Origin of the sequence: Mesorhizobium sp. M1295, from assembly GCF_040318135.1 — a bacterium.
Classification (GTDB): Bacteria; Pseudomonadota; Alphaproteobacteria; order Rhizobiales; family Rhizobiaceae; genus Mesorhizobium.
The window spans coordinates 23823-49587 of record NZ_JAMYLU010000004.1 but is presented as its reverse complement, the minus strand read 5'-3'; the positions used below and the strand labels follow the sequence as shown (position 1 = coordinate 49587).

Genomic DNA, 25765 nt, shown 5'->3' with positions numbered 1-25765 from the left:
GCACCGACCGCGTGCTCAACCTCATCGAAGGCTTCGTTCCGGAATCTGACTGGCTCGACGATGGGGAGACGCTGAGTTACCTGCACTCAACCATTTCGACCAAGCGGCATGGCGTTCGCGTACCAGAAACGCCGATGCATCTCGATGGCCTGCTTGTCGATCAGCCGCTGGCCGGCGGGTTAGAGCCGAGGCTTGGCGAGGCGCATCTGCGCACACTCACCATCACCGGGTTTCCGACGATGACCTTCCCGGGGATTCTCGACGACCTTAATCGCCTTGCCTTCCCCTACCGCTGGTCGACGCGGGCGATCATGCTCGACAAGACCGACGCGACCAAGCTGGTGACGAAGATACGCCGTCAGTGGTTCGCGAAACGGAAATCTGTCGCCGCGATCCTCAAGGAGGTGATGACCAACGAGGCGTCCGTTCTCGTCGACACGGATGCCGCCAACAAGGCGGCCGATGCGGACGCAGCGCTCCAGGATCTGGGCTCTGACCAGATCGGCGAAGCCTATGTCACCGCCACCGTGACTGTCTGGGATGCCGATCCCTCGATTTCCGACGAAAAGCTGCGTCGGGTCGAAAAGATCATTCAGGGCAGGGACTTCACCTGCATCGCCGAAAGCGTCAACGCTGTCGAGGCTTGGCTGGGCAGTATCCCTGGCCATGTCTATGCCAATATTCGCCAGCCGCCGCTTTCCACGCTCAACCTCGCGCACATGATTCCGCTCTCCGCGGTCTGGGCAGGGCCGATCGAGGATGAGCACTTTGGCGCTCCGCCGCTGTTCTTCGCCAGAACGGAAGACGCCACGCCGTTCCGGTTCAGCCTGCATGTTGGAGATGTCGGCCACACTCTCGTCATCGGCCCGACCGGCGCCGGCAAGTCGGTCCTGTTGGCGATGATCGCGCTTCAGTTCCGGCGGTACCAAAACAGCCAGGTCTTTGGCTTCGATTTCGGCGGCTCAATCTGCGCGGCCATGCTCGCCATGAATGGCGATTGGCACAGTCTCGGAAGCAATGCCCCAGGCGGGCAGGGGTCTGACGATCCGTTGTCCTTGCTCACCTTGGCCGATCTGTCGGACGACGTTCACACCGTGTCGCTGCAGCCGCTTGCCCGCATCCATCATACGCCAGAGCGGGCCTGGGCGGCCGACTGGCTTTTCGACATTCTACTGCGCGAAGGCGTGGCCATCACGCCGCAGGTCAAGGAACATCTGTGGTCGGCGCTGACGTCGCTCGCTTCTGCGCCAGTCCAGGAGAGGACGCTGACTGGCCTGTCCGTGCTGCTGCAGTCCTCGCTACTGAAACAGGCGCTTGGTCCCTATTGTATCGGCGGTGCTTATGGCCATCTGCTTGATGCCGAGCATGAGCGTCTCGGCGAAGCCTCCGTCCAGGCGTTCGAAACCGAGGGCCTGATCGGCACAGGTGCTGCTCCCGCGGTGCTTGCCTATCTGTTCCACCGCATCGAGCAGAGGATGGACGGCCGGCCAACACTGCTGCTCATCGACGAGGGCTGGCTGGCGCTCGACGATGGCGGTTTCGCCGACCAGCTGCGCGAATGGCTGAAGACGCTGAGAAAGAAGAACGCCAGCGTGGTCTTCGCCACGCAGTCGCTTTCCGACATCGACGGATCGCCAATCGCGCCGGCAATAGTTGAAAGCTGCCCGACGCGGTTGTTCTTGCCAAACGAGCGCGCCATCGAGCCGCAGATCACCGAGATCTACCGACGCTTTGGTCTCAACGATCGCCAGATCGAGATCATCGCCCGGGCAATACCGAAGCGCGACTATTACTGTCAAAGCCGCCGCGGCAACCGTCTGTTCGAACTGGGGCTCGGCCCGATCGCGCTGGCGCTCTGCGCCACGTCGTCCAAATCGGACCAGGCCGCGATCGAACGGATTATCGCCGAGGCCGGCCGAGACCATTTTCTCGAGGCTTGGCTAGCGGAGCGCGGTCTCTCCTGGGCGGCCGACCTCATCCCAAATCTCACCAATGTGATCGACCAGTCCACAGAGGAGATTTCGTCATGAATTCCGTTCTTGCAGGCAGCCTTATCCGTCGCATGGCGGCAGCCGGCGCCATCGCGGTCGCCACGGCGCTTTCATCGGCACCAGCATCGGCGCTGATCGTGTTCGATCCCAGGAATTACGCCGAAAACCTGCTTTCGGCGTCGCGTGCCCTGGAGCAGATCCACAACCAGATGACCTCGCTGCAAAATGAAGCGCAGATGCTGATTAACCAGGCGAAGAATCTCACTTCGCTGCCGACCTCGCTGCTTGGCCAGATTGAGGGCAATTTTTCCGAGATGAAGACCCTGCTCGGCGAGGCCGAGAAGCTGGCCTATAGCGTCCAGGACATCGAGAGCCAGTTTACCTCCACTTACAAGAATTTCGGTTCGGATCTCTCCAGCCAGCAGCTTGTTAAGGGTGCGCATCAACGCTGGCAGACCTCGGTGTCTGCCTTCGAGCATTCGCTGAAAACCGGCGCCGTCGCAGTCGACAACATCGCAGGGACACAAGAGCAGACGAGCGCGCTGGTCAGCGCCAGCCAGTCGGCTGTCGGCGTGCTGCAGGCGACGCAGGCCGGCAACCAGCTTCTTGCCGTGCAGGCCAAGCAAGTTGCCGATCTTACCGCGATGCTGGCGGCACAAGGAAGAGCCGAGGCCCTTGAGCAGGCAAGGAGGGCGGCAGCGCAGGAGCAGGCGCGGGAACAGTTCAGCCGTTTCATGACGGGCAGCAGCTACAGCCCGTCATCCGTAAAAATGTTCCACGACTGAGGCGAAGACGCATGGATCTCAAGATCGCCGCTCGGATGACAGCCGTTCTCGCCCTTGGCGCCGCCATGACCGCCGCCTTCATGGCGCTGCGCGGCGACGGCTCACAGGACGCGTCCTCCCCGCGCTCCGCACATCCGGGCGGCGAGCCGGCAAGCGTCGAACTTGCCCGATGCCGGGACATTGGCATGGCGGCGATTGATGACGACGCCTGCAGGAAAGCCTGGGCGGAAAACCGCCGACGCTTCCTGCGGCCATCTCGTCCCGTAGCGCCAAATGCGGCTCCGTCGATCGAAAAAGACCCGAGCCGAATGTTGCCGCTCCAACCGCCAACACCACCTCTCGCGGAAGACCGGCATCATCCGGAAACGGTGGCGCCATGAACGACACCGGCGTGATCGATCGCTTCCTCGAAACTTTCACTCGCTACATCGATTCCGGGTTTGGGCTGCTCGGCGGCGAGGTGGCATTCCTGACCTCCACGCTGATCGTCATCGACATCACGATTGCCGGCCTGTTCTGGGCCTGGGGCGCTGACGAGGACGTGCTGCACCGGCTGGTGAAGAAGACGCTCTATATCGGCTTCTTCGCCTTCATCATCGGCAACTTCAACCGTCTGGCCGGCATCGTCTTCGAGAGTTTTTCCGGGCTCGGCCTGAAGGCTGGAGGCTCGGCACTTTCAGGCTCGGCATTGCTGCAGCCGGGCCGCGTCGCGCAAGTCGGCATCGACGCCGGCAATCCGATCCTCGAGGCCGCCAGCCAGCTGATGGGCTACGTCTCTTTCTTCGAGAATTTCGTCCAGATCGTAGTGCTTATGATCGCCTGGGCCATCGTACTGATTGCGTTCTTTCTTCTGGCCGTCCAGATTTTCGTCACGCTGGTCGAATTCAAGCTGACAACGCTTGCCGGCTTCGTCCTGATCCCCTTCGCGCTGTTCAACCGGACCGCCTTCCTCGCTGAAAAGGTGCTCGGCAACATCGTCGCCTCCGGCGTGAAGATCCTAGTGCTTGCCGTCATCGTCGGCATCGGCTCGGGCCTGTTCGGCGAGTTCACCCACGGCTTTGGCGCCGAACAACCCACGATCACAGATGCGCTGTCGCTTGTCCTGGGTGCTCTGTCGCTGATGGGGCTGTCGATCTTCGGTCCCGGCATTGCGACGGGGCTGGTCTCTGGTGCCCCGCAACTGGGCGCAGGTGCCGCTGTTGGCACGAGCCTCGCGGCTGGCGGCCTTGGCCTTGCCAGCGCTATGGGTGCCCGCGCCGCAATAGGCGGTGCTGCAGGCGCACTCAATGCCGGTGGACGCATATCGGCAGCAGCCGCACGCGGCGGCGCACACCTGGCCGGCAGCACTTCGGCCGCCTGGGAACTTGGCGCAGCCACATCCGGAAGAAGTGGTGCTGGCTCAATCGCCGCCGGCATGGCGGGTGTCGCCAAGGCTGGTGCCAGCGCTGCCGTTCAACCCGTCAAGCAGTCAATGTCGCGCGCCGCGTCAGCCCTGTCCGACAGCTACGAGGCCGGCCGTTTGGCAGCTTGGGCTGCGACGAATGGAGAACAGTCAGTGGGAAGAGCTTCCTCGGGTGACACCGCCGACTCCAGTGCAGACTCGCCGCCAACCTGGGCAAAACGCATGAAGCGCGGCCAGGCCATGAGCCACAGCGCCAGCATCGCCGCGCATTCAGTCCACTCCAGCGATCATGGCGGCGGTTCGATGAATGTTTCCCTCGATCAGGACGACCGCCGATGACCCCCTTTAAACGCCCTTTTGTTCGTTACGGAAAAACGCCTCATCCCGAGACGCCATATCAGCGTGCCGCCCAGATTTGGGACGAGCGCATCGGCTCGGCTCGCGTCCAGGCGAAAAACTGGCGGCTGATGGCCTTCGGCTCGCTCGTCCTGGCCGGCGGTTTTGCATCCGCATTGGTCTGGCAGTCGACGCGCGGGTCGGTGGTTCCCTGGGTGGTTCAGGTCGACAAGTTTGGCGAGGCGCAGGTTGTCGCCCCGGCCGTTGCCGACTATCGGCCGACCGATCCTCAGATCGCCTGGCATCTGGCCCGCCTCATCGAACAGGTCAGAAGCATTCCGGCCGACCCGGTCATCGTCCGCCAAAACTGGCTTCGCGCCTACGATTACACCACAGACCGCGGCGCCATTTCCCTCAATGATTACGCTCGCTTGAACGACCCTTTTGCCAAAGTGGGCAAACTCCAGGTCGCCATCGAGGTTTCCAGCGTCATCCGCGCTTCGCCAGACTCCTTCCGCGTCGCCTGGCTCGAGCGCCGCTACGAGAATGGCAACCTGGCCGGCACCGAGCGCTGGACCGCAATCCTCACAATCGTGATTCAGCAACCCCGCAACGCCGACCGGCTCAAAGCCAATCCGCTCGGCGTCTATGTCAACGCCATCAATTGGTCGAAGGAGCTTTCATGATGCGTGCGGCACGAACAAGAAGATCGGCGAGACCGGCCACGCGCAATGCGCCCAAGGCACATATGCTTGGCTTGGCATTGCTGTCAGCGATGACGCTCGTCGGCTGTGCTTCCAAAAAATATATTCCGCCGGAAATCGCCTACGACGATGCGGTGGCTGCCGTGCGCAAGGTCGACCCGCCTGGCCCGGTGAAGGTGGTGGAAGTGCCAAAACCGCTTCCGCTACCAGGTCAGTTGAAACCGGTCGAGGCCACGAACGTGAAGCTGGAGCCCACCGATCCGAAGCAGCGGATCAGCCAGGCCAATGAGGCAGCAAGAATGCAGCCGGTTCGCGACGGCTTCGTCAACGCCATCCAGCTCTATCCGTGGAGCGAGGGCGCGCTCTACCAGATCTATGCCGCGCCCGGCCAGGTCACCGACATCGCCTTGCAGCCCGGCGAGCAGCTCGTCGGCTCCGGGCCTGTTGCCGCCGGCGACACGGTGCGCTGGATCATCGGCGACACACAAAGCGGGGCAGGGGAGCGCCAGCAGGTCCATATTCTTGTGAAGCCGACACGGCCGGATCTGCAGACCAATCTCATCATCAACAGCGACCGCCGCACCTATCATCTCGAGCTGCGCTCGACCGAAAAGACCTACATGGCTTCGGTCTCCTGGCAGTACCCACAGGACCAGCTGATTGCGCTGCGGCGCCAGAATGCGCAGGCTTCCGCCGCACAGCCGGTCGCGTCCGGCGTCGACATCCAGAAACTGAATTTTCGCTATCGTATCGAGGGCGACACGGCGCCCTGGCGGCCGCTTCGCGCCTTCGATGACGGTGCAAAAGTCTACATCGAGTTCCCGTCAGGCATAGGGCAGGGCGAAATGCCGCCGCTCTTTGTTATCGGCCCATCGGGTGGCTCGGAACTGGTCAACTACCGGGCTCGCCAGAATTACTACGTCGTCGATCGGCTGTTTGCCGCCGCTGAATTGAGGCTCGGCGACAAGACGAGCGAGAAGCGCGTCCGTATCGTGCGTGCAGACGGGAAACGAACCTCGCCCGGCACGAGGCTGTTCCGATGAGCGACCCTGCAAATGTGCCCAACCAGGACATTCGAGAGGAACTGCGCCTGCGGCCCGAGCCGGCCAGGGTCACGCGATTGTCGCGCAAGATGCTGTTAGGCGTTGGTGGAATTGCCAGCGCTGCGATCCTCGGCACGTTGATTTGGGCGCTCGACACCAGACGGCGCGGAATCGAGAAACCACCCGAGCTCTTCACCACCGAAAACCGCTCAACGGCCGACGGGCTACAGAAGCTGCCGAAGGACTATGCCGGTGTTCCGCAACTCGGCCCCGCGCTGCCTGGCGATCTGGGCCGGCCGATCTTGCGTGCCCAGCAGCGCGGCCAGCCGGTTGGGGCGTCCAACGTCAGTGGACCGCGCGCCGATCCGGAAGAGCAGCGCCGACTGGCCGAGATCGAGGCCGCACGCGTGGCGAAGCTCTTCACCGATACGAGCACGAGAGCTGGTCCCGCACGACAGGGTGCTGGCAGCAAAGTCATAGAACCGGACACCCAATCTGGTCTGACTCTGCCTCCCGGGCCGCCACCGATCGATCCTGGTGCCGCGCAAAACATGCAGGATCGCAAGCTGGCCTTCGTCAATGCCGAGCCAGACGGTCGGACCGTCAGTCCCAATCGGCTCGCCGAGAAGGCCTCGCCCTATGTGGTGCAAGCCGGCACCGTCATTCCAGCTGCCCTTATCACCGGCATCCGCTCCGACCTGCCCGGCGAGATCACCGCTCAGGTGACGGAAAATGTCTACGACAGCCCGACAGGATCCAATCTTCTGATCCCCCAGGGTGCGAGGCTGATCGGCCAGTACGACAGCCACGTCGCCTTCGGCCAGTCGCGCGTGCTGCTGGTCTGGAACCGGCTGATCATGCCTGACGGCACCTCGATCGTGCTGGAGCGCCAGCAGGGCGCAGACGCTGAAGGATTTTCCGGGCTGGAGGACGAGGTCGACCACCATTGGAGCCAGATGTTCCGTGCCGCAGCGCTCTCCACGTTGCTCGGCATTGGGACATCGCTGGGGTCCAGCGACGACGAAAGCGAAATCGCCAAGGCCATCCGCGAAAGCGCGCAGGATTCGGCCTCCGATATTGGCCAGCAGCTCGTTCGCAATCAGCTCAATGTCCAGCCGACGCTCACCGTACGGCCCGGTTTTCCGGTTCGCGTGATTGTCAATCGCGACCTTGTTCTTATACCTCACCGCACGCCGAAGGATCCATCATGACCAAGCTGAAACTCTCCGCCATTCCCGATGACCGTGCGGTCAAAATCACGGCCGAACTGCCTGCCGCCGTTCATCGCGACCTTGTCGCTTATGCCGATGTGCTTGGCCGTGAAAGCGGCCAGACAATCGCAGATCCGGCAAAGCTGATCGCACCGATGCTGGCACGGTTCATGGCAACGGACAGGGCATTCGGCCGAATGCGTTCCAAGACGAAGTCAGGGTGATCAACGGCAGCGATCGGCCTGTTGCCTGCTCGGCCTGACGGTTGTCCGCACTGAGAGCCACCCCGCATCTGCTCAAGATCAGCATTGCGGTCCGCCAGCGATCAAGGTCGCACCCTATGAAACCGGCCAGACGAACACGAAGGACAGCAGGGCTGACGGACCTGTAGGTGGCCTCATCTCAGACCAAACAAACGAACCGTCGACCTCACCATCGCCTCGAGCCTGGGACGAGTGGGGTCTTTTGAGCCTCCGCTCTGACGGGATGAATACCAAAGCCATTTTATTATGCTTCGCCAAGCAGCGCCTGGCCTAGGTCCTGCAGGGGCATCGCTTCGACGCCATGCCGGAGCGGAAAACGCTCCGATCCCGGGAAGACGACGATGCGCCGTGCCGGAGCAAGATCCTCGCAGGCTTGATGAAAACCCTTTTCCACCTTCGGCGTCAGGCTGCGCTTGACATGGCCCAGAGGCGTTGGCCCGGCAACGTGAGTAGCAGGTCGATCTCCGCGCCTGCGGTTGTTCGATAGAAATTGCTCAGCGTGCCGGCGGGGGCGGCGGCGGTCAGGGTTTCGATCACAAAGCCTTCCCAGGAGGCGCCGGCCACTGGGTGCCCAAGCACGTCTTCCTGCGTGGCGAGACCAAGCAGTGCATGGGTGATTCCGCTGTCGCGGACATAGACGCGCGGGGATTTCACCAAGCGCTTGCCGACATTGACATGCCAAGGTTCCAGCCGGCGAACCAGCAGGAGATCAACGAGTAGGGCGAGATAGGACGCGGCTGTCTTGGCGTCGACGCCGAGTGCGCGGGCGAACTCGGCAGCGTTGAGCAGGCCGGCTTGGTGGTGCGCCAGCATAGTCCAGAAGCGGCGCAGCGTCTCGGCCGGAATGCGCGGACCGAGGAGGGGGATGTCGCGTTCCAGATAAGTGCGGATGAAATCCAGCCGCCATCGCTGGAAAGCTGTCGGGGAAGCCGCCGCGTACCCATAGCGGCCCAAGGTGGGCGACGCCGACATCGAGGCCATCGATCGGATGCATTTCGAGATAGGCAATGCGGCCGGCAAGGGTCTCGCCTGACTGCCTCATAAGATCGATCGACGCCGAACCTAAGAGCAGGAACCGGCCGGCTTTGCGACCGCCATGCCGACCGCGGTCGATCAGCCCGCGTAGGCTCTGGAACAGGTTCGGTAGCCGGTGGACCTCGTCCAGGATAACCAGCTTGTCCGGATGCTCGGCCAGGTAAAGCTCCGGCTCGGCAAGCCGGGCGCGGTCAGCGTCCGATTCGAGGTCGAGATAGATCGAAGGACGCCGTTCGGCTATCTCCAGCGCCAGGGTTGTCTTGCCGACCTGACGCGGCCCGAGCAGCGCCACAGCCGGCATGCTATCCAGCATCTCGGTGAGTTCTGTGCTGATGCGGGGTTCAATCATCCTTGCAAGTATGATTCCAGTTTTGCAAGGAAGAACCGCGGCCCGGCGGCGCGAGACGGGCGGAAGAGGAAGTGGCGTTAAAGCGCGGACGCCTTGGTTAGATTTGGCCCCGAACCGCTCAAACCGATGCTGACACGGTTCATGACAACAGACAGAGCGTTGCTAGGCCCCAACGCGCTCTGAAACCGGGTGACTGTTCGGGTCATGCCGGTCGGATGACTGTCAGGACGAATACCGATCGCGCAGGAATGAGATGAAGGTCGGCAGGGCAGGATTGGCGTTGTCGGGACGCCAACGGGCTAAACTGGAGATCTGGATTGGTTTGCCCCCGATCCGCAGCTTACGACAGACCGCATCCTGAGGAACTCTGTCGGCATCTTGATCGTGGATCAGAGCGACTCCAAGCCCGTTTCCGACAAGGCGCAAAAGGATGCCCGCACTGACGTGATGTTCGACGATTGGAGGAAGCTGCACGCCGCGTCCAACAACGTCGGCGAGCAGAAATGCTTCGCCCTGGCGCACCAGCAATGTCTCCTGGTGCAACTCGTGCCACTCGATCACGGAACGGGTTGCCAGAGGATGATTTGAGGCAAGAACGATAGCCAAAGTGTCTTTCCATAGCGTCAGTTCGAATGCGCCGCCGGCAAATCGGGACGAGGAGGTCACGACGACGTCGACCTGCGTGGCACCCAGTGTAGCCTCAGGCGAAGGGTAAGGACTCTCTGTCAAGCTGACGGTCACATTGGGATGAGATTGCCCGAACTCGATGATTGCATCCAACGCTCGCCCGGCAAGGATGATCCCGTTGGAGCCGATGGAAAGCTTTTGGTGTTCATCTTTGATGCCGGTCCTGGCCAGGGTGAGAGTATTGTCAAGCTCGAGCAGAACGGAGCGCAGACGCTCCAGGAAGCGCTCGCCTGCCGGGGTTGGGCCGACGCCGCGAGCATGGCGATGAAATATCCTCGTTCCCATCGCATATTCGAGATCGCGTATGCGCCGGCTGAGCGCGGAGTGATCGATCCCTGCGCGTTGCGAGGCGCGAAGAAAGCTGCCCTCCTCCGCGACCACAAGCGCATAATTGAGGGTCGCGAGTTGGATGGAGCTCCGCATCTCTGCTCAAAGTCAAGTTGGCGACAAAACGCGTTTGAGCGCTTTTGGCCGCTGCGGGCTATCGCCAAATCTCAGTATTGACACAGGTGAGCAGTCCAACCCTCCTTACAAGAACAATAATGAAGACACCGTGCATGGCGCACTCGTTTCGGAACGGTTGTCCGCATGGCCAACCGCGCTCGGCGAGTGCTGCTGTGTCTAGTCGAGTATTGGGCGCCCTAATTGGTGGGGCGATCTTGTCTGTATCTTTGCATGATGCGCCTGCCAATGGCACTACCAAGATTTGGCGAGTGACAGCATGGATCAGTCATACACATCATCTGTCAATTCCAGGTGAGGAGATGACGTGGTGACAAAGACGGGGATGCTGAGATCCGGCCACCGGACAAACTCGAGCAACATCAACAACGAGACGATCAGGCTGCCACTTGCGGTAGGAGTCGGACGAGCGCACGCCCATCATGGGGAATTCCTCCAAGGCGTCTTTGAAGGGGAAAACGGAAGGCTTTGTCGCGGACTCGTAACCCTGCCGCTCACGTCGCAAGAGTCGCTAGTGACTTTCTGGCCGCATGAACAAAATGGGATTCGACCGCGGCCTGCAAACCGGACCAAAGCGGCTCGCGCGGCAGCCCTTACGCTCGAGCATATCGGAATGGCCGATGGAGGTGGGGAGCTTACGATCGAAAGCCCTATTCTGATAGGGCATGGCTACGGCTCCTCGACCGCAGACGTCATTGCGGCGATTCGTGCGGTGGCAGCTGCAGCGGGCCTCACGCTGCGCCAATCAACGGTTGCCCGACTGGCGGTGGCCGCAGAAGGCGCAAGCGACGCCATTGCGTACGGCGACCAGCCTATCCTCTTCGCCCACCGGGAAGGCCGTACAATCGAACACTTCGGTGGCGAGTTCCCGCCCCTTCTCTTGATAGGTTTCAGGGACAGCAGTGCCCGGCCGATCAATACGCTAAGTATGCCACGGGCACGCTACAATGGTGAGGAAATCGGGCTGTTCCGTGTTCTGCGGGGACTGGCGAACCGCTCCATCCGGCAACAAGATCCCCGCTTGCTTGGACGTGTCGCAACCATCAGCGCCAGTATCAGTCAGAGGCACCTGCCGAAGGCATCCTTCAATACCGTTTTGGATATAGCGCGGGCGCATGACGCGTGCGGTGTGCAGGTGGCCCACAGTGGCACATTGATCGGCATCCTTCTGGATGCCACTGCACCCAGGGCGGCCATGCGCGCTGCTGAACTCGCAAGGCAGGTGAGTGGCGCAGGCCTCCAAGGTGTCCATACGTTTGCCCTCAATGCCGAAACGGGGCTAATCCAGTGAGCGCGGCGCAAGACTATTTACGCGCCTATGAGACGCCGCGATTTGCCCAACTCGCACCTAATCTCAACGCCGCCTGCTTTTCCCTCATGAAGCTGATGCCCGCCCGGTTCATGGTCGATCAGGCAGAAGCGTCAGGGCGCCTCAGGCAGGAAGGTCACATCATCGAAACGACGTCGGGCACATTCGGCCTCGCCATCGCCATGCTAGCTGCGGTGCGTGGCTATGCGCTTACACTTGTCACGGCCTCCAGCCTCATCGACCTGAAACTCAGGCGGCGACTGGAACAACTTGGTGCCAAAGTCATGGCCATCGACGATCCTCGAGGAGACGGCAATCAGAGCGGTCGGCTCCAGTATCTTCAACAGACCCTGCGGGACAGCCCGGGCACGTATTGGCCTCGACAATACGACAGTCCGGAAAACCGCCTTGCCTATGCGCGCCTGGCCGACCTCGTTGTTCGATCATTCGGCCGTATCGATTGCCTCGTCGGCTGCGTGGGCACTGGGGGATCGCTTTGTGGAACCGGAGGCTTCCTTCGTGAGCTTTTTCCTGATCTCAGGATGATTGCTGTCGATACCCACCGAAGCATGCTCTTTGGCCAGCCTGTCGGACGTCGCATGCTGCGCGGGCTCGGTAACAGTGTTTTGCCGGAAAATGTTCGTCATGGGATGATCGACGATATCCATTGGGTGGGTGCATTGCCGGCTTACGCCATGGCGCATGGGCTCTTTCGCGATCACGGGCTCTTCATGGGGCCGACCAGCGGCGGCGCAGCCTTGGTCGCCGCCTGGTTCGCCAGGCAGAATCCGGAAGCCTCCACCGTCGTGATAATGCCAGATGAAGGGCATCGTCATTCCGATACAGTCTACAACCCCGACTGGCTCGCCGGTTTGAAGGATTGGCCAATCTCACTTCCTCTTGAACCAACTGTTCTCACGCAAATTCGTCCGGCTGAAGAGACGGCATGGACGAGATTCCCTTGGAACCGCAGAGCTTTAAACGTCGTCCTCGCAGGGCTGGACGGCCTGTCCCCTACGCAGTGACAGGTCCGAATTCAGAGTTAGGCGCGACAAACCAGCATCGGCTAGGAGTCAGACAGGGTGCATGACCCGGTGAAGAAAATCCTTAGTGCGTTCGTGTTTCGGATGTCGAAGGAGCTCCTTGGCCGGGCCTTGCTCAACGATCCTGCCGCCGTCGAGAAAGAGGACGCTGTCGGAAACCTCGCGCGCGAACTGAATTTCGTGCGTAACGACGAGCATGGTCATGTTCTCGTTTGCGAGCGCGCGCATGACCTGCAGGACCTCACCGACCGTTTCGGGGTCAAGTGCGGAGGTAGGCTCGTCGAAAAGAATGGCCTGTGGGCGCATCGCCATGGCGCGGGCGATGGCCACGCGCTGCTGCTGGCCGCCCGACAATGACGCGGGATAGGCATTCGTCTTGTCGGCCAAGCCGACGCGATTGAGCAATGCCACGGCCCGCTCGCGCACCTGGTTCCTATTTTCCTTCAGCACGTAGAGCGGGCCTTCCATGACGTTTTCCAGGGCTGTGCGGTGCGGAAACAGGTTGAAGCGTTGGAAAACCATGGAAACACGGGTGCAGATGGCGTGAACCTGAGGTGAGGCGGCATCCACCACGGTGCCGTCGATGCTGATGCGACCGCGCTGATAGGTCTCAAGCCCGTTCACACATCGTAGAAGCGTCGATTTGCCGGAACCCGAGGGCCCGATCAAACATACGACCTGTCCCTTGACGATCTCGGCGTTGATCCCCTTGAGGACTTCATGGGCGCCGAAGGACTTGTGCACATCGTCGAAGGTGATCATCCCGCCGCCCCAAGATAGCTCTCGACTCTGCGCATAAACAGGTTCAGCGGAACGGTCAGGCACAGGTAAAGCAGTGCCACCAAGGTAAAAACTGTCATGTTGTCGAATGTGGACGACGCAAGCATCTTACCCTGCATGGTCAACTCCTGAACCGAAATCACCGACACAAGCGAGGAGTCCTTCAGCAGCATGATCATGTTGTTGGCGTAAGGCGGCAGGATAATCTTGACTGCCTGCGGCAGCACGACGCGGCGCATCATCAACGGACGCTTCATCCCGATCGATTTTGCCGCTTCGACCTGACCCTTATCGACCGCCTCGATGCCCGCCCGGAAGGTTTCCCCGAGATAGCAGGAGTGAGCCAGGCCCAGCCCGATCGTGCCAGCCTGGAGCGCAGTCAGGTTGATGCCGATCTCGGGCGCGACAAAGTAGATATAAAAGAGAACCACCAGCAGTGGTATGCCGCGCACGAAGTCGACAAGGAGCCGCGTCGGCACGGCGAGACAGCGTATCCCCGATGTCCTCAACAGCGCCCAGACAAGGCCGAGCGCCGTCGCCAGACACAGCGCAAGAAGGGTTATCACGATGGTCAGCCAAACGCCTTGAAGAAGAAGCGGTAGATATTCCGTTGCGTGCGCGATGAACTTGGTCATGGCCGGCTTCCTTTTGGCACGTACCCCGGCCGTCACAGCCGGTCATTCCGATGCAATCCTATGGCCCTGCCAGCCGGCGCTTGTTTCGAGGTCATTGCGGGATGGCTTCAGAGGCCATATTTGGCGAATATTCGGCTTAATTCGCCGCTTTCCTTCAGCTTGGCGATGGAGGCATTCACCTTTTCGAGAAGCAGTGGATTTTCCTTGGCAACCGCCAACGCGACTTCGCCTTTTTTCATCGGCCGATAGCCGTCGACGAGGCGAACACCCAGTTCGGGGTTCTTTGAAAGCTGATATGCGACGATCGGGGCGTCACCAAAGCCGGCCTTGATGCGGCCCAAGACCACATCACGCATCATGTCAGCGATTGAGTCGTAGAGCTTGACTTGACCGAAGACGCCAATCGCTTCCAGGGCGTCAGCGTAGGTCGAGCCGATCTGCGCCCCGACGGTCTCACCTCTCAGCTCTTCGATCGTGTAGTTCTTGCTGTCGCCGGCAGCAACAAACATCGCCTCGCCATAGGCGTAAACCGGCGTGCTGAAATCGATCACCTGCTTGCGCTTGTCCGTTATGAACATGCTTGCGGAAATCAGATTGATCTTGTCGGTCGTCAATGCCGGGATCAGGGCTGGAAAAGCATTTACCTGGAAGTCAGCGGTCGTACCAAGGTTCGCGGCAATCGCACTTGCCAGATCGACCATCGCGCCAGTCGGCCTTCGCGTTGCGGTGTCGACAAACGTGAACGGCACTCCGGTTGGCGTGACGCCGACTCTGAGCGTTTCCTCAGCCATCGTCTGAGTTGCCATTGCGACACTGAGGGCTGCGAGCCAGCCGATGAGCGTTTTGCGAAGCATGAAAATTCGCCTTTCATCGTGTTTGAATCGAGGTTCCGCTCGCTAAGCGAGTTGAATTTGCCTCTCGTGGATAGCTTTTGGAAGTCGCAATACCGTCCAGTGATGGACGAGATCAGTCGATCAGAAGTCGCATCTGTTCATGATCGTCTCTATCTTCTCTTCAGGACATCTTCGCCGCGCGTTGTTCATGAGAGGGCGTGAAATGGTCACAGTCCCCGGCCAGATGTTGCCACGCGTCGGCAACTGACCGAAACGATTGTGGTGCGTGGTCCGGGCCGGTCGAACGATCCAAATCCTTGAGGCCGCTCGCTGTCACGATGGCAACGACGCTGTCCGAGCGCGCGATCGTGCCCTCCCGTCTCAAGGATTCAATGGCCGCAAATGGCGTCACCGAGGCAAGCTCGGCAAACACTCCCTCGGTGGCCGCAAGCTGCTGCTGCATGTCTATCAGGCCGAAGTTGCCGACCGGCATTGCCATGCCGCCAGATTCACGCAGCGCATTGAGCGCCTGAAACGTGCTTCGTGTGGTGCCGATCGAGATGGCAAGCGTGTCGAAACCCGCGGGAACCTCGGCGACCAGATCGGCCTTGCCGGCAAGCGCTTTGGCCAAGGATCCGTGCACTTCCGCCGCCACGAGTCTCGGCAACCGATCGATCCTGCCTTGGCTAAGAAGATCCTTGAATCCCGCCCAGAGCCCGGCAAGCGCGTCGCCATAGCAAACAGGCAAGGCGCACCAGTCCGGCACGGCTCCGTGCATCTGTTCGACGATCTCGTAAGCCAAGGTCTTGTAGCCCTCGATCCCAACAGGATGACTGCCGACGACGGGGCTGTGAAACGGCGACGTCGCAAACCATCCGAGGCGCTCGGTACCAGCGGCCAGCAATGGCCAGCGATGGGACTTGTCGGCCAGGGATACGACGCTGGCGCCGTATTTGCGGATCTGCGCCAACATTGCGCCAGCAGTGCCTGAGAATGTGACAACGACGCATTTCAAGCCTGCCCGAGCAGCATAGGCGGCAAGTGAGGCCCCGGCGTTGCCCGACGAAGCCGTCGCCACGACGCGTGCGCCACTCAAACGTGCTATCGACACCGCCACGGTCGAGAAGCGGTCCTTGTGGGACCAGGTGGGGTTTGCGCCCTCGTCCTTGATAAGCAACTTGGGGACATCGAGCTGCTTCCCCAGCCTCTCGGCGCTCAGCAACGGCGTCAGACCCTCGCCCAGAGAGATTGCATCGCTGAGCGCACAAGGGAGCATGTCGGCGTAGCGCCAGAGCGAGGGCAGCGCGGCACCCGCTGCGGAAGCGGCCGATGTAGCTCCTGATGGATCGTAGACGACCCTAAGATTGGCTGGCGCTTCCGCACAGCATATCGGGCAGCCGCGAGAGTCGATTTTGGTATCGATCCGGAACAAGACGCCGCATCGAATACAGGAAAGACCTGCCGCGCGGTTCATGACGGCACCCGCGTGATTGCATCGTGCGTTTGCGTCAGCCGCTCCACTCCGCCCTGGCGAACAACAACCATGTCCTCCACCTGGAGGCCCCAGCGGCCGATTTCGTAGTAGGGCGTCTCCACGCACAGCACCATGCCTTCTTCAAGGACGTCTGTACTGCGCGCCGAGAGCGTCGGCGCATCATAACCATCAAGGCCGATGCCATGGCCGACGTGATCGCGCTCGTAGTGGGCAATTCCTTCGCGCTGAACCACACGCATCACCGCCTCGAAGAGCTGTGCTGCTGCCATGCCGGGCCGGATAATGTCGCAGGCGTGCTGAACGCCGCGCAGCAGAGCCTGCTGAAGCCGATGCGCCTGCGGCGGCGGCTCGCCCAGCGTGGCGATGCGGGCAATGTCGGCGCGGTAGTGCCGAAACCGGCCACCGACGTCGAAGCGGATGATTTCTCCAGCGCGCAACTTGCGGTCCGACGGCTGGACGTTCATGAGCGCGCTGCGCTCGCCAAAGCCGATGCATCCCAGTACGGGCAGGGCGCCTTCCTCAACCGTCTTGACATGAAAAGCACGCGCCAGGTCTGCTTCGGTGGCGCCTTCCCGAGCAACTGCGAGTGCTGCTTGAATGGAGCGTTCGGCAATCTGGGCAACTTGGCCGAGCCGTTCGATTTCATCTGCCGTCTTTACGGCACGAACCTCGCGAAGCAATGCGGTGGCTGGTAGGAACGACGCATTGGGAAAATGGGCTCTGAGGGTTTCCTGGTATCCTGGCGCGAGCCCCGCCTCGTCTATGCCGATCCGCCCACGGCCGAGCTTGGCTTCTTCCAATGCGGCGACCAAAGCCGCAATGGCATCGCCATGCCTCGGCAGGTCTCGAAGCTGGAGGTGTCGTTCATTGGCGAGGTCCACGGTGGTCGAGGAACCGACATTGGCGTAAAAGTCGCCATAGCGCCGAACCTTGCTTACCCACAGTTCCTGATCGGCAACGAGGTCGAGGGTGCTGGAGCTTGCGATGATTTCAGGCGTGCCCTTGTCAGGAGCCGGCCACACCACATAAGCCTGCGGGCCGCGACGGATCCATTGCGGCAGAGCCCAGAAGCCGCTCATATAGGTCACGTTTTCCGGGGCAGTCGCTATAATTGCGTCAAGCCCGACTGCCGACATGCATTGTTTCAGGCGCGCTTCGTTAAGCAGCATGATGGGAATCCCGAGCCTGTTTTGCTTCCAGAAAGCCGAGGCCGGTGGAAATGCGCGCCGCAGCCGCCATTACTGCCTCTCCAATCTCAGCGATCTCCACATGCGGTCCCACTGACCGGGGGTAGGCCGCACTTATAGCCGCGATGATTGTGCCTGATGCATCGCGAAGCGGTGCGCCGACCGCAATCAGCCCGGTAAAGTTCTCGTCCAGGGATGTTGTGTAACCAATGGGCTCGGACGCTCTGATTTGAGCAACGAGTTTGTGCGGATCGGTGACTGTGCGTACGGCAACCTGCTCCAGTGGACCTCGTCCAAGAATCCCAATGACCGCCTCGCCGCTCAGCTCCATCAGGAGCGCCTTACCCAACGCGGTGGAATGCAAGGGGAAGGTCTCGCCAGGCGAAGAACGAATGACGACCGGACTCTTGCTTTGCACTGTCAAGAGATAAATTCCGCAGCTGCCCCGCCTGATACCGAGGAATGCGTTGAAGCACCCTTCGGCGGCCAGCGCCTGCAGTTCGATTTCAGCCAAACCAACCAGGCGATCTCTGCCCAGGACCTTCCGCGCCAGCGCCAGCACGGAGTGACCCAGCCGGTAGCGCCGCGAGTCTGGCGACTGCTCGACATAGCCCTGCTCTGCCAGGGTATTCAGAATTCGCTGCACGGCGGGAGCACTCTGCTCAAGCCGGCGGGCGAGTTCGCGCACTCCGACAGCTTCGTCCGCTTCCTTGAGGACATTGAGAACCGCAAGCCCACGTTCCAACGAAAGATTTCCTGTCACTGACGTTCCTTATTTCGGAATGGCGTTCCTTAATATGATGAGAAAAGCAGCAATGGCCGTGCCTGTCAATGACGAATGTTCATTATAGTGTGTCGCCCTAAAGTGTGCGCAGCGACGACCATGCCGTCATGGACCTACGGTTGGTTGTCGGCCTCAACGTACAGAGGATTCGGCGCGCACAGGCCCTCTCTCAAGAGGAACTGTCGTTCCGTTCAGGATTCACGCGCGCCTATCTGAGTGGTCTCGAGGCCGGCCGTCGCAATCCCACACTCCTGTCGCTGGCAAAGCTTGCCACTGCATTGAGCGTCGACATCGAGGAGCTGACGAAACGCCCCGGCAAAAACGCCCGGGCCCCAGCTGGCGATTGTGCTGTGGCGCCGCGTGAGCGGCGCAAGGGAAAATCCTGATGCTCTCGGCGGCCTGCTGGCCAGTGCATCATGGCGAATTTCGACGGATGAGCTGCTCCACGTCAACTTGCAATGCCAACGCCAGTACCTCCAGCGTATCGACGGTCGGTGAGTTTTCCTCCCGCTCGAGCTTGCCGACATAGTTGCGATCGAGGCCGGCAAGGTCCGCGAGCTGCTCCTGCGACAAGCCCATGCCTTGGCGCAGCAACCTCAGATTGCGAGCAAAAACAGACCTCAGCCTCATGCGGCGAGGCAGTCAGAACGCGCCCTTTAGTGCCACCTACTATAGTAGTCAAACGTCATGGCGCAGGTTGCGGTCGGACCTAAGTTTCTTATTGTTTCTTTGTCTCAGTACATTGAAAGGACGTGCAATGGCTGCGGTTCACGGGAGCGTTTTGCAAAATGAGCTAATACAAATTTTTGAAGCAACCGCGCAGATTGATCGTGCAACCAGCGCCACAGAAATCATTCGGCAACTGCGCAAGAGCATCGAACGTCACGGCTACGCAGCCTGTCTCGTCACCGAATTGCCACGCCAGGACACCGGGTCCCTGAATGAACACATCCTTGTGAACGGTTGGCCGCAGGAATGGTACGACCACTACATGGCTGCCGGACACTATCGTCATGACCCTTGCGCTGCTTTGTGCCGTGGTGCGATCGGGCCCTTCCTTTGGAGGGATGTCTATCACGACTTGACGAACAGCAATGCCAGGAGGGTGATGGATGAAGCGAAAGAGTTTGGTCTTTGCGACGGCATCTGCATCCCAATCCAGAGTGCGTTTGGCGATCCGGCCTGCGTAACGGTTGCTGGAAGCGAAATTGACTTGGCGCCGGCGGTGCGCCGTACCATTCATGCCCTTGCGCGCCATGCCTACTCGGCTGCCGAACGACTCGTTGGCAACTCGCGCAGGCGGCCGAGACAAAAGCTTTCCCAACGAGAACGTGAAATCCTGCAGTGGGTCGCGGGAGGAAAGACCGCATGGGAGGTTTCCCGAATACTTGGCATCTCGGAAAACACTGTGACGACCCACCTGCGCAACATCAAGCAGAAGCTCAGCACCGCCAACGTTGTGCACGCGATCGTCGAGGCTTTTCGCAGGCACGAAATCGAACTTTGATCCATCCCCATATCTGGGTATTTCCTGGGCAATCGTCGCGTGGTCGGATGGGGTTCCATCTCGAGGAACCGCAATGATTCAGGTCCATGTCGTCGACGCGTCAAACAGCTTTGCCTATCGAGGCGATCTCGACAGCTACTTTCGCCTGCGGCATGAAATCTATGTCGATGAACGTGGATGGCACGAGTTGAGACGCCCCGACGGTCGCGAGATAGACTCGTTCGATACTCCAGAAGCGATTTATCTGCTCGGCATCCAGCCAGGAAGAGGCGTTGTTGCCGGATCCCGTTTCGTGCCGAGCCTTCGGCCACATCTGATGAGCGAAACCTTTCCGCAACTCGCCGACGGTGGCGTTCCGCGCCGATCCAATATCTTTGAATGGACCAGGTTCTTCGTGGCGCGGAATCTTCGTGAGCCCGGCCGACCTTGCCAGGCAGCCGGCGTAATCTACTGCGGAATTTTGGAATTCTGTATTCAGCGACATATCAGCAATCTGACAATCGTGTGCGAGGAGTACTGGTTCGACCGCCTCGCATCGATTGGCTGGAGTCCGAAGCAGCTCGGGCCTTCGCTCGCACATGATGATATGACAATCATCGGTCTGATGGTTGATGTCAGCCCATCAGCCTTGAGCGCGACGCGACAATTCTACCGCATAACGGAGCCTGTGCTTTGGGCCGAAAGTGCAATCGGACAGCTCGCCTCACCGGACACCATCCGCGGGGGCGCAGCCATCTCTATCGGCCAAAACTTTGATCAAGGCTCCACAGCGCCACTCGCGACCGGCTGAAATCATGCTCTCCCAGAACTTGCGGCAACCATGGAATTGAGTGAATGACCTGCCAACGCGCAAAGGTCATGCCTCTACCGGCAGCCGGTTCGATCGCTTGATCTGGGCAAGCGCGAAGCTGGATTCGATGGAGGCGACGCCGTCGAGCCGGGTCAGCTTTTCGTTCAGGAAGCGCTCATAGGCGTGCAGGTCGCGCACCACGACACGCAGCAGATAGTCGCGCTGGCCGGTCATCAGATAGCAATCGACCACCTCCGGCCAGCGCGCGATCGCCGCATTGAACCGCTGCAGCTCGTTCTCGCGCTGGCGTTCCAGCTTGATTGAGGCGAACACCGAGATTGGCAGGCCGACCAAATCCTGGTCGATCAGCACGGCGTAACCGGTGATGACGCCCATATCCTCCATCAGGCGGACCCGGCGGGCGCAGGGCGAGGCCGAAAGGCCGACCTGGTCGGCAAGCTGCTGCGCCGTCATCCTGCCATCGACCTGCAGCGCGGCGATGATCTTCCGGTCGATATCGTCCAGTCGGCTTTTTGGCACGAAACGTCACTCCTGTCGTCGATGTTGGCGAAAACAGCTAACTCAGCTGCCAATCTCATGCAAGTTTAGCGACAATCGGTTTTTGGTCAGCCCTATGATTGCGGCGATCGCAACCGGGAGTCTTGCAGAATGGACAAGCAAAAACTGGAGGCACTTTCGGCGCTGGAGAAAAAGGTGCTCTGGCTGTCGGCATGGATGATCCACAACGCCAATCATCTGCGCGAAAGCACCGACGGCCTAAAGGTCGGCGGGCACCAGGCATCCTCGGCCTCGCTGGTGACGATCATGACCGCGCTCTATTTCTCGGTGCTGAGGCCACACGACCGCGTTGCGGTGAAGCCGCATGCCTCGCCGGTATTCCACGCTATCCAGTATCTCCTTGGGAACCAGACGAGGGAGAAGCTCGAACGGTTTCGCGCCCTCGGTGGCGCGCAAAGCTATCCGTCGCGGACCAAGGATGTCGACGACGTGGATTTCTCGACCGGCTCCGTTGGGCTCGGTGTCGCGCAGACGCTGTTTGCCTCTCTTGTGCAGGATTATCTCAGCGCCCGCGACGAAAGCATGCCCGAGGGCCGCATGGTGGCGCTGATCGGCGACGCCGAGATGGACGAAGGCAACATCTTCGAGGCGCTGTTGGAGGGGTGGAAACACGGCCTGCGCAACTGCTGGTGGATCGTCGACTACAACCGACAGAGCCTCGATGCCGTGGTTCGCGAAGGCCTTTGGGAACGCTTCGAGAACATTTTCCGCAATTTCGGCTGGGACGTCGTCATCCTGAAATACGGCTCGCTGCTCGAAGCCTGCTTCACCGAACCGGGCGGCGAGGCGCTAAAGGCCTGGATCGACGCCTGCCCGAACCAGCTCTATTCGGCGCTGACCTATCAGGGCGGCTCCGCCTGGCGCAAGCGCCTGATCGCCGACATCGGAGACAAGCCGGGCCTGGCATCGCTTCTCGAGCGGCGCTCCGATGCCGAGCTCGCCGCGCTGATGACCAATCTCGGCGGCCATGACCTGCCAGGCCTGATCGAGGCCTTCGGGACGGCACGCCGCAACGATCGACCGACTTGCTTCATTGCATACACGATCAAGGGCTTCGGCCTGCCGCTCGCCGGCCACAAGGACAACCACGCCGGCCTGATGACCAAGGATCAGATGGCGGTCCTTCGCGCCTCGATGTCGGTCGGCGACGGGCGGGAGTGGGACGCCTTCGAGGGATTGGCTGTTGGGGATTTGGAGCTGCAAGGGTTCCTCGATGCCGTTCCGTTCGCGGCAAAGGGCCAGCGGCGCCGGCACGCCCAGCGCATCGTGATCCCTGGTCGTCTCGTCGCGGAAGCCAAAGGCAGCGTCTCCACGCAGGTCGGCTTCGGCAGAATTCTGGACGAGATTGCGCGGGCTGGCGGGCCGCTCGCCGACGCGATCGTCACGGCATCACCCGATGTCACGGTTTCGACCAATCTCGGCCCCTGGGTCAACCGGCGCGGCCTGTTCGCGCGTCAGTCACTCGCGGACACTTTCCGCAGCGAACGCATCGCCTCGGCGCAGAAATGGGAATTCGGCACCTCCGGCCAGCACATCGAACTCGGCATCGCCGAGAATAATCTGTTCATCCTGCTGTCGGCACTTGGGCTGTCGCATTCGGTTTTCGGCAAACGGCTGCTGCCGATCGGCACACTCTACGATCCGTTCATCCAGCGCGGTCTCGATGCGCTCAACTATGCCTGCTACCAGGACGCGCGCTTCCTCCTTGTCGCGACGCCTTCGGGGGTCACATTGGCGCCGGAAGGCGGGGCGCATCAGTCGATCGCCACACCGTTGATCGGCATAGCGCAAGACGGGCTTGCCGCCTACGAGCCGGCCTTCGTCGACGAGTTGGGCGTGATCATGCGCTTTGCCCTGGATTATATGCAGCGCGACGGCGACGCCGTGCAGTCGGAGCGCACCTGGCTGCGCGACGAGACCGGCGGCTCGGTCTATCTGCGGCTCTCGACGCGCCCGGTCGAGCAGATCACGCGTAGCGTGACGCCCGTACTCGAGCAGGAGATCATCGACGGCGGCTACTGGCTGCGGCATCCGGGTCCTAATGCCGAAGTAATTGTTGCCTATACCGGCGCGGTTGCGCCGGAAGCCATCGAGGCTATCGGCATTATGGCGGAGGACCGTCGCGATGTCGGTCTCCTGGCGGTGACCTCGGCCGATCGGCTGAACGCAGGCTGGACTGCCGCGAGCCGGGCACGCGAACGCGGCGTTGTTCATGCCAGGAGCCATGTCGAAAGGTTATTTGCCGACCTTCCGGCGCATTGCGCCATCGTCGCCGTCACCGACGGCCATCCGGCCGCGCTCGGCTGGTTGGGCTCGGTCTACGGCCATCGCACGCGTAGTCTCGGCGTCGAGCATTTTGGCCAGTCGGGCACGATCGGCGACCTTTACGGGCATTTCGGCATCGACGCCAATTCCATAGCCACAGCGGCCGACCGGATTGCCGGCGGTCGCCCCATTCGCTACCTGCGTGCTCTAGATTGATGCTGGCAACATTCTCTGGCCGAGGCCTGATCGTGGATCTGAAGTGATGCCACTCACTGCTCGGGTAACGCAGTATCTGGAACGGCGCGCCTCTATCGACCAGGCTAGTGCTGAAGCCCGGTGATCATGGCGACGATCTCGTTCTTGTCGGTCTCGCTGGTCTTGCGCACGCCGATCTGTTTGCCACGTCGCAGAACACAGATCCGATCTGAGAGCCTGAACACCTGGTCGAGACTGTGGCTGATGATCAGCACGCCAATATTGCGCTGCTTCAGCGACAGAACGATCGTCTCGACCTTGGCGGTTTCGGCAACGCCGAGCGCCGCGGTTGGCTCGTCGAGCAGGATCAGCTTGCTTGCCCAGTGCGTGGCGCGCGCGATCGCCACGCCCTGGCGCTGGCCGCCCGAGAGATCGCGGATGGTGGCGTGAGCCGATGGGATGCGAACGTCGAGATCCTTCACCAGCTTTTCGGTGTCGTCAATCATCCGGCGTCGGTCGAGCAGGCCGAAGCGGTTCACCGGCTCGCGGCCAAGAAACATGTTCATGTAGACGGTCTGCTGATCGGCGAGCGCCAGGTCCTGATAGACCACCTCAATGCCGTGGGCGCGCGCCATGGTGGCGCTTGACATTGCCACCGCCTGCCCCTCGATGATGATCGTCCCGGATGTCGGAGCATGCACCCCCGTCACGATCTTGACCAGCGTCGACTTGCCGGCACCGTTATCGCCGACCAACGCCACTATTTCGCCGGGATAGAGCTCGAGCGAGAAATTTTCGATGGCGGTCAGGCCGCCGAAATTCTTGCGGATGTCGCGCAGCTGCAAAACAGGGGCCGTGCCGGTCATGGTCGCGTTCATCGCTTGCTCCTAGACGGGCCAGGCAGCGGTTTCGCCAAAACCGTTTTCGATCGTTTCGACTTGGGGGGCCCCCTTTGAGACACCGGAGATGCCGACCACGTAGGCGCGGGTCACGAACGCCTGGCCGCGAAAGCCGAACACCGCCGTGTCGCCGGGGCGTGGAGCATTGGCGCCGCTAGCGTCAATCATTGCGTAATAGTCGATTGCCGCAGGCGGCGGCACCTCGACGCTTCTGAGCGCGGCGGCGGCCGTGGTGGGATCTGCGGACACGATTGCCTTCACCTCATAGTCCGGAAAGATCGGATCGATATAGAAGCCGCCACCAAGGCAGTAGGCTTTGCCGCCAGACAAATGCGACACCTCGGTCAAATACAGAACGGCAGGGAGCTCCGGCAGATCCTCCATGACGTGCAGCGCGGTGGTGCCGGCCAAGCCATTGCCCGGTTCACATTGCGTGGCGCCGGCTTCGGCCAGCGCGCCAAGCAGGACACTCGACGTCGTGCCGGGCGCGTTCACCTCTATGTTGCTGCGGCCGGACTTGGCGAGCGCTTCGGCAGCTCCGCCCAGTGTCGCCAGATTGTGTGTCGGCAGGACCTTTCGCGTGGTCTGGTCGAACAGCAGCGCCGGGAAGGTGGTGATGCCAGCGAATCGTGCGCCGTCGAGACCATCCAGTTTTTCGGCGACCGCGGCGATATCGGCCGCCTCAAAACCACCTTCGTGGCCGCGGTAGAAAACGTCACCATCGGCGCGGATGCGGGCAAGCAGGTTTTGCGTGTACCCGGCGAGCCTTGCGCTGGCAGCGGCTTCTTCAGCCTTGGTGTCGTTGAAGACGGTCCAATAGTCCGGCCTGAACGTTTTGGCCGCCGCATTGGCCTCGTGCCTTGCGATCTGCTGCAGGTGGCCAAGATGACCGAGCCTCAGGCCGGCTCTGTGCGTTGCCCGCGCGCAGGCCATGTCGACGGCAACGGCCTGATCGATGCCGCCGCGCTTGAGCGCATGGCAGAACGAACTGGCGCGGCCGACCTGCTTGGTCATGGCGAAAATCTTCAGTCCAAACCGGTCGGCCTCGCGCTTCAGGACCCGGGCGTTGCTTTCGACGGCATCGAGGTCGAGCACATACGAATTAGCCGGCAGCTTTCCTTCCTGGTGCAGGCGCATGGCGCTTTCTATAAAGCTCGGATTGCGGCGCCGCAGAACAGCGAGGAACATGACAAAAC

General features: G+C 61.2%; 26 protein-coding genes and 1 pseudogene. 14 read left to right on the top strand and 13 right to left on the bottom strand.

Annotation, left to right across the window (positions count from 1 at the left end; all coding sequences use genetic code 11):
* The first annotated feature begins 11 nt into the window (after positions 1-11).
* From trbE to NKH29_RS07585, 8 genes are all read left to right on the top strand, one after another.
* Entirely contained in the window at positions 12-2030 is a 2019-nt protein-coding gene (trbE, locus tag NKH29_RS07620; protein WP_502911221.1) for a conjugal transfer protein TrbE, read from the top strand.
* A gap of 32 nt (positions 2031-2062) precedes the next feature.
* The gene (trbJ, locus tag NKH29_RS07615; RefSeq protein ID WP_352999430.1) at positions 2063-2776 is read left to right on the top strand and encodes a P-type conjugative transfer protein TrbJ; all 714 of its coding nucleotides are present in this window, start codon (positions 2063-2065) and stop codon (positions 2774-2776) included.
* A gap of 11 nt (positions 2777-2787) precedes the next feature.
* Positions 2788-3156 (top strand): putative entry exclusion protein TrbK-alt, encoded by a 369-nt coding sequence (gene trbK-alt, locus NKH29_RS07610; protein ID WP_352589147.1) that lies wholly within the window; start codon positions 2788-2790, stop codon positions 3154-3156.
* Positions 3153-4517, top strand: a complete 1365-nt coding sequence (trbL, locus tag NKH29_RS07605) for a P-type conjugative transfer protein TrbL (protein WP_352790898.1) — start codon at positions 3153-3155, stop codon at positions 4515-4517. The genes trbK-alt and trbL overlap by 4 nt, the downstream gene beginning before the upstream one ends.
* Positions 4514-5200, top strand: coding sequence for a conjugal transfer protein TrbF (gene trbF, locus NKH29_RS07600; RefSeq protein ID WP_352857363.1), 687 nt, complete (start codon positions 4514-4516; stop codon positions 5198-5200). Before trbL ends, trbF begins: the two co-directional genes overlap by 4 nt.
* A gap of 62 nt (positions 5201-5262) precedes the next feature.
* Entirely contained in the window at positions 5263-6261 is a 999-nt protein-coding gene (gene trbG / locus NKH29_RS07595; protein WP_352999428.1) for a P-type conjugative transfer protein TrbG, read from the top strand.
* On the top strand, positions 6258-7472 hold the full coding sequence (locus NKH29_RS07590) for a TraB/TrbI/VirB10 family type IV secretion system protein (RefSeq protein ID WP_352999319.1): 1215 nt from the start codon (positions 6258-6260) through the stop codon (positions 7470-7472). The genes trbG and NKH29_RS07590 overlap by 4 nt, the downstream gene beginning before the upstream one ends.
* Positions 7469-7696: a DUF2274 domain-containing protein gene (locus NKH29_RS07585; protein WP_352515849.1), complete on the top strand. Its 228-nt coding sequence runs from the start codon at positions 7469-7471 to the stop codon at positions 7694-7696. Before NKH29_RS07590 ends, NKH29_RS07585 begins: the two co-directional genes overlap by 4 nt.
* A 441-nt stretch (positions 7697-8137) precedes the next feature.
* On the opposite strand, the gene NKH29_RS32600 is transcribed toward NKH29_RS07585, so the two are convergent.
* From NKH29_RS32600 to NKH29_RS07575, 3 genes and pseudogenes are all read right to left on the bottom strand, one after another.
* A complete protein-coding gene (locus NKH29_RS32600; RefSeq protein WP_502911220.1) occupies positions 8138-8755 on the bottom strand; it encodes a DUF4143 domain-containing protein in 618 nt (205 codons plus the stop codon).
* Positions 8756-8777: 22 nt separating this feature from the next.
* A pseudogene (locus NKH29_RS32595) lies at positions 8778-9071 on the bottom strand (AAA family ATPase); the annotation flags it as partial.
* 270 nt (positions 9072-9341) lie between these two features.
* Positions 9342-10229, bottom strand: coding sequence for a LysR family transcriptional regulator (locus NKH29_RS07575; RefSeq protein WP_352895053.1), 888 nt, complete (start codon positions 10227-10229; stop codon positions 9342-9344).
* A 652-nt stretch (positions 10230-10881) separates the two neighbouring features.
* On the opposite strand from NKH29_RS07575, the gene NKH29_RS07570 reads away from it, so the two are divergent.
* Together NKH29_RS07570 and NKH29_RS07565 are read left to right on the top strand one after the other, a co-directional pair.
* A complete protein-coding gene (locus NKH29_RS07570) occupies positions 10882-11559 on the top strand; it encodes a GHMP family kinase ATP-binding protein (RefSeq protein ID WP_352515851.1) in 678 nt (225 codons plus the stop codon).
* Entirely contained in the window at positions 11556-12602 is a 1047-nt protein-coding gene (locus tag NKH29_RS07565; RefSeq protein ID WP_352999317.1) for a cysteine synthase family protein, read from the top strand. The genes NKH29_RS07570 and NKH29_RS07565 overlap by 4 nt, the downstream gene beginning before the upstream one ends.
* 48 nt (positions 12603-12650) lie before the next feature.
* Here NKH29_RS07565 and NKH29_RS07560 read toward each other — a convergent pair whose 3' ends face one another.
* The 6 genes from NKH29_RS07560 to NKH29_RS07535 form a co-directional block, all read right to left on the bottom strand.
* The gene (locus NKH29_RS07560; RefSeq protein WP_352999315.1) at positions 12651-13382 is read right to left on the bottom strand and encodes an amino acid ABC transporter ATP-binding protein; all 732 of its coding nucleotides are present in this window, start codon (positions 13380-13382) and stop codon (positions 12651-12653) included.
* On the bottom strand, positions 13379-14035 hold the full coding sequence (locus NKH29_RS07555; protein WP_352589171.1) for an amino acid ABC transporter permease: 657 nt from the start codon (positions 14033-14035) through the stop codon (positions 13379-13381). The genes NKH29_RS07560 and NKH29_RS07555 overlap by 4 nt, the downstream gene beginning before the upstream one ends.
* A gap of 107 nt (positions 14036-14142) precedes the next feature.
* Complete coding sequence (locus NKH29_RS07550; RefSeq protein WP_352999314.1) at positions 14143-14889, bottom strand: ABC transporter substrate-binding protein; 747 nt, start codon at positions 14887-14889, stop codon at positions 14143-14145.
* 160 nt (positions 14890-15049) lie between these two features.
* Positions 15050-16342, bottom strand: coding sequence for a threonine synthase (locus NKH29_RS07545; RefSeq protein WP_352589177.1), 1293 nt, complete (start codon positions 16340-16342; stop codon positions 15050-15052).
* Positions 16339-17532: a M24 family metallopeptidase gene (locus NKH29_RS07540; RefSeq protein WP_352857349.1), complete on the bottom strand. Its 1194-nt coding sequence runs from the start codon at positions 17530-17532 to the stop codon at positions 16339-16341. The genes NKH29_RS07545 and NKH29_RS07540 overlap by 4 nt, the downstream gene beginning before the upstream one ends.
* Positions 17522-18295, bottom strand: a complete 774-nt coding sequence (locus NKH29_RS07535) for an IclR family transcriptional regulator (protein WP_352846215.1) — start codon at positions 18293-18295, stop codon at positions 17522-17524. The genes NKH29_RS07540 and NKH29_RS07535 overlap by 11 nt, the downstream gene beginning before the upstream one ends.
* A 146-nt stretch (positions 18296-18441) precedes the next feature.
* Between NKH29_RS07535 and NKH29_RS07530 the strand changes: the two genes are divergently transcribed.
* A complete protein-coding gene (locus NKH29_RS07530) occupies positions 18442-18720 on the top strand; it encodes a helix-turn-helix domain-containing protein (RefSeq protein ID WP_352515859.1) in 279 nt (92 codons plus the stop codon).
* Positions 18721-18748: 28 nt separating this feature from the next.
* On the opposite strand, the gene NKH29_RS07525 is transcribed toward NKH29_RS07530, so the two are convergent.
* Positions 18749-18964, bottom strand: coding sequence for a helix-turn-helix domain-containing protein (locus NKH29_RS07525; RefSeq protein ID WP_352790884.1), 216 nt, complete (start codon positions 18962-18964; stop codon positions 18749-18751).
* A gap of 127 nt (positions 18965-19091) precedes the next feature.
* Here NKH29_RS07525 and NKH29_RS07520 point away from each other — a divergent pair, with 127 nt between their 5' ends.
* The gene (locus NKH29_RS07520; protein WP_352515860.1) at positions 19092-19841 is read left to right on the top strand and encodes an autoinducer binding domain-containing protein; all 750 of its coding nucleotides are present in this window, start codon (positions 19092-19094) and stop codon (positions 19839-19841) included.
* Between the two features lie 73 nt (positions 19842-19914).
* A complete protein-coding gene (locus tag NKH29_RS07515) occupies positions 19915-20631 on the top strand; it encodes an acyl-homoserine-lactone synthase (RefSeq protein ID WP_352589186.1) in 717 nt (238 codons plus the stop codon).
* Positions 20632-20697: 66 nt separating this feature from the next.
* Here the strand turns inward: NKH29_RS07515 and NKH29_RS07510 are convergent, their stop codons facing one another.
* Positions 20698-21171: an Lrp/AsnC family transcriptional regulator gene (locus NKH29_RS07510; RefSeq protein ID WP_352515862.1), complete on the bottom strand. Its 474-nt coding sequence runs from the start codon at positions 21169-21171 to the stop codon at positions 20698-20700.
* Positions 21172-21300: 129 nt separating this feature from the next.
* On the opposite strand from NKH29_RS07510, the gene NKH29_RS07505 reads away from it, so the two are divergent.
* A complete protein-coding gene (locus NKH29_RS07505) occupies positions 21301-23691 on the top strand; it encodes a thiamine pyrophosphate-binding protein (protein ID WP_352589189.1) in 2391 nt (796 codons plus the stop codon).
* Positions 23692-23795: 104 nt separating this feature from the next.
* Here the strand turns inward: NKH29_RS07505 and NKH29_RS07500 are convergent, their stop codons facing one another.
* Together NKH29_RS07500 and NKH29_RS07495 are read right to left on the bottom strand one after the other, a co-directional pair.
* Positions 23796-24548 (bottom strand): ATP-binding cassette domain-containing protein, encoded by a 753-nt coding sequence (locus NKH29_RS07500; protein WP_036244138.1) that lies wholly within the window; start codon positions 24546-24548, stop codon positions 23796-23798.
* 9 nt (positions 24549-24557) lie between these two features.
* Entirely contained in the window at positions 24558-25757 is a 1200-nt protein-coding gene (locus tag NKH29_RS07495) for an alanine racemase (RefSeq protein ID WP_352494326.1), read from the bottom strand.
* Between the last annotated feature and the right edge of the window lie 8 nt (positions 25758-25765).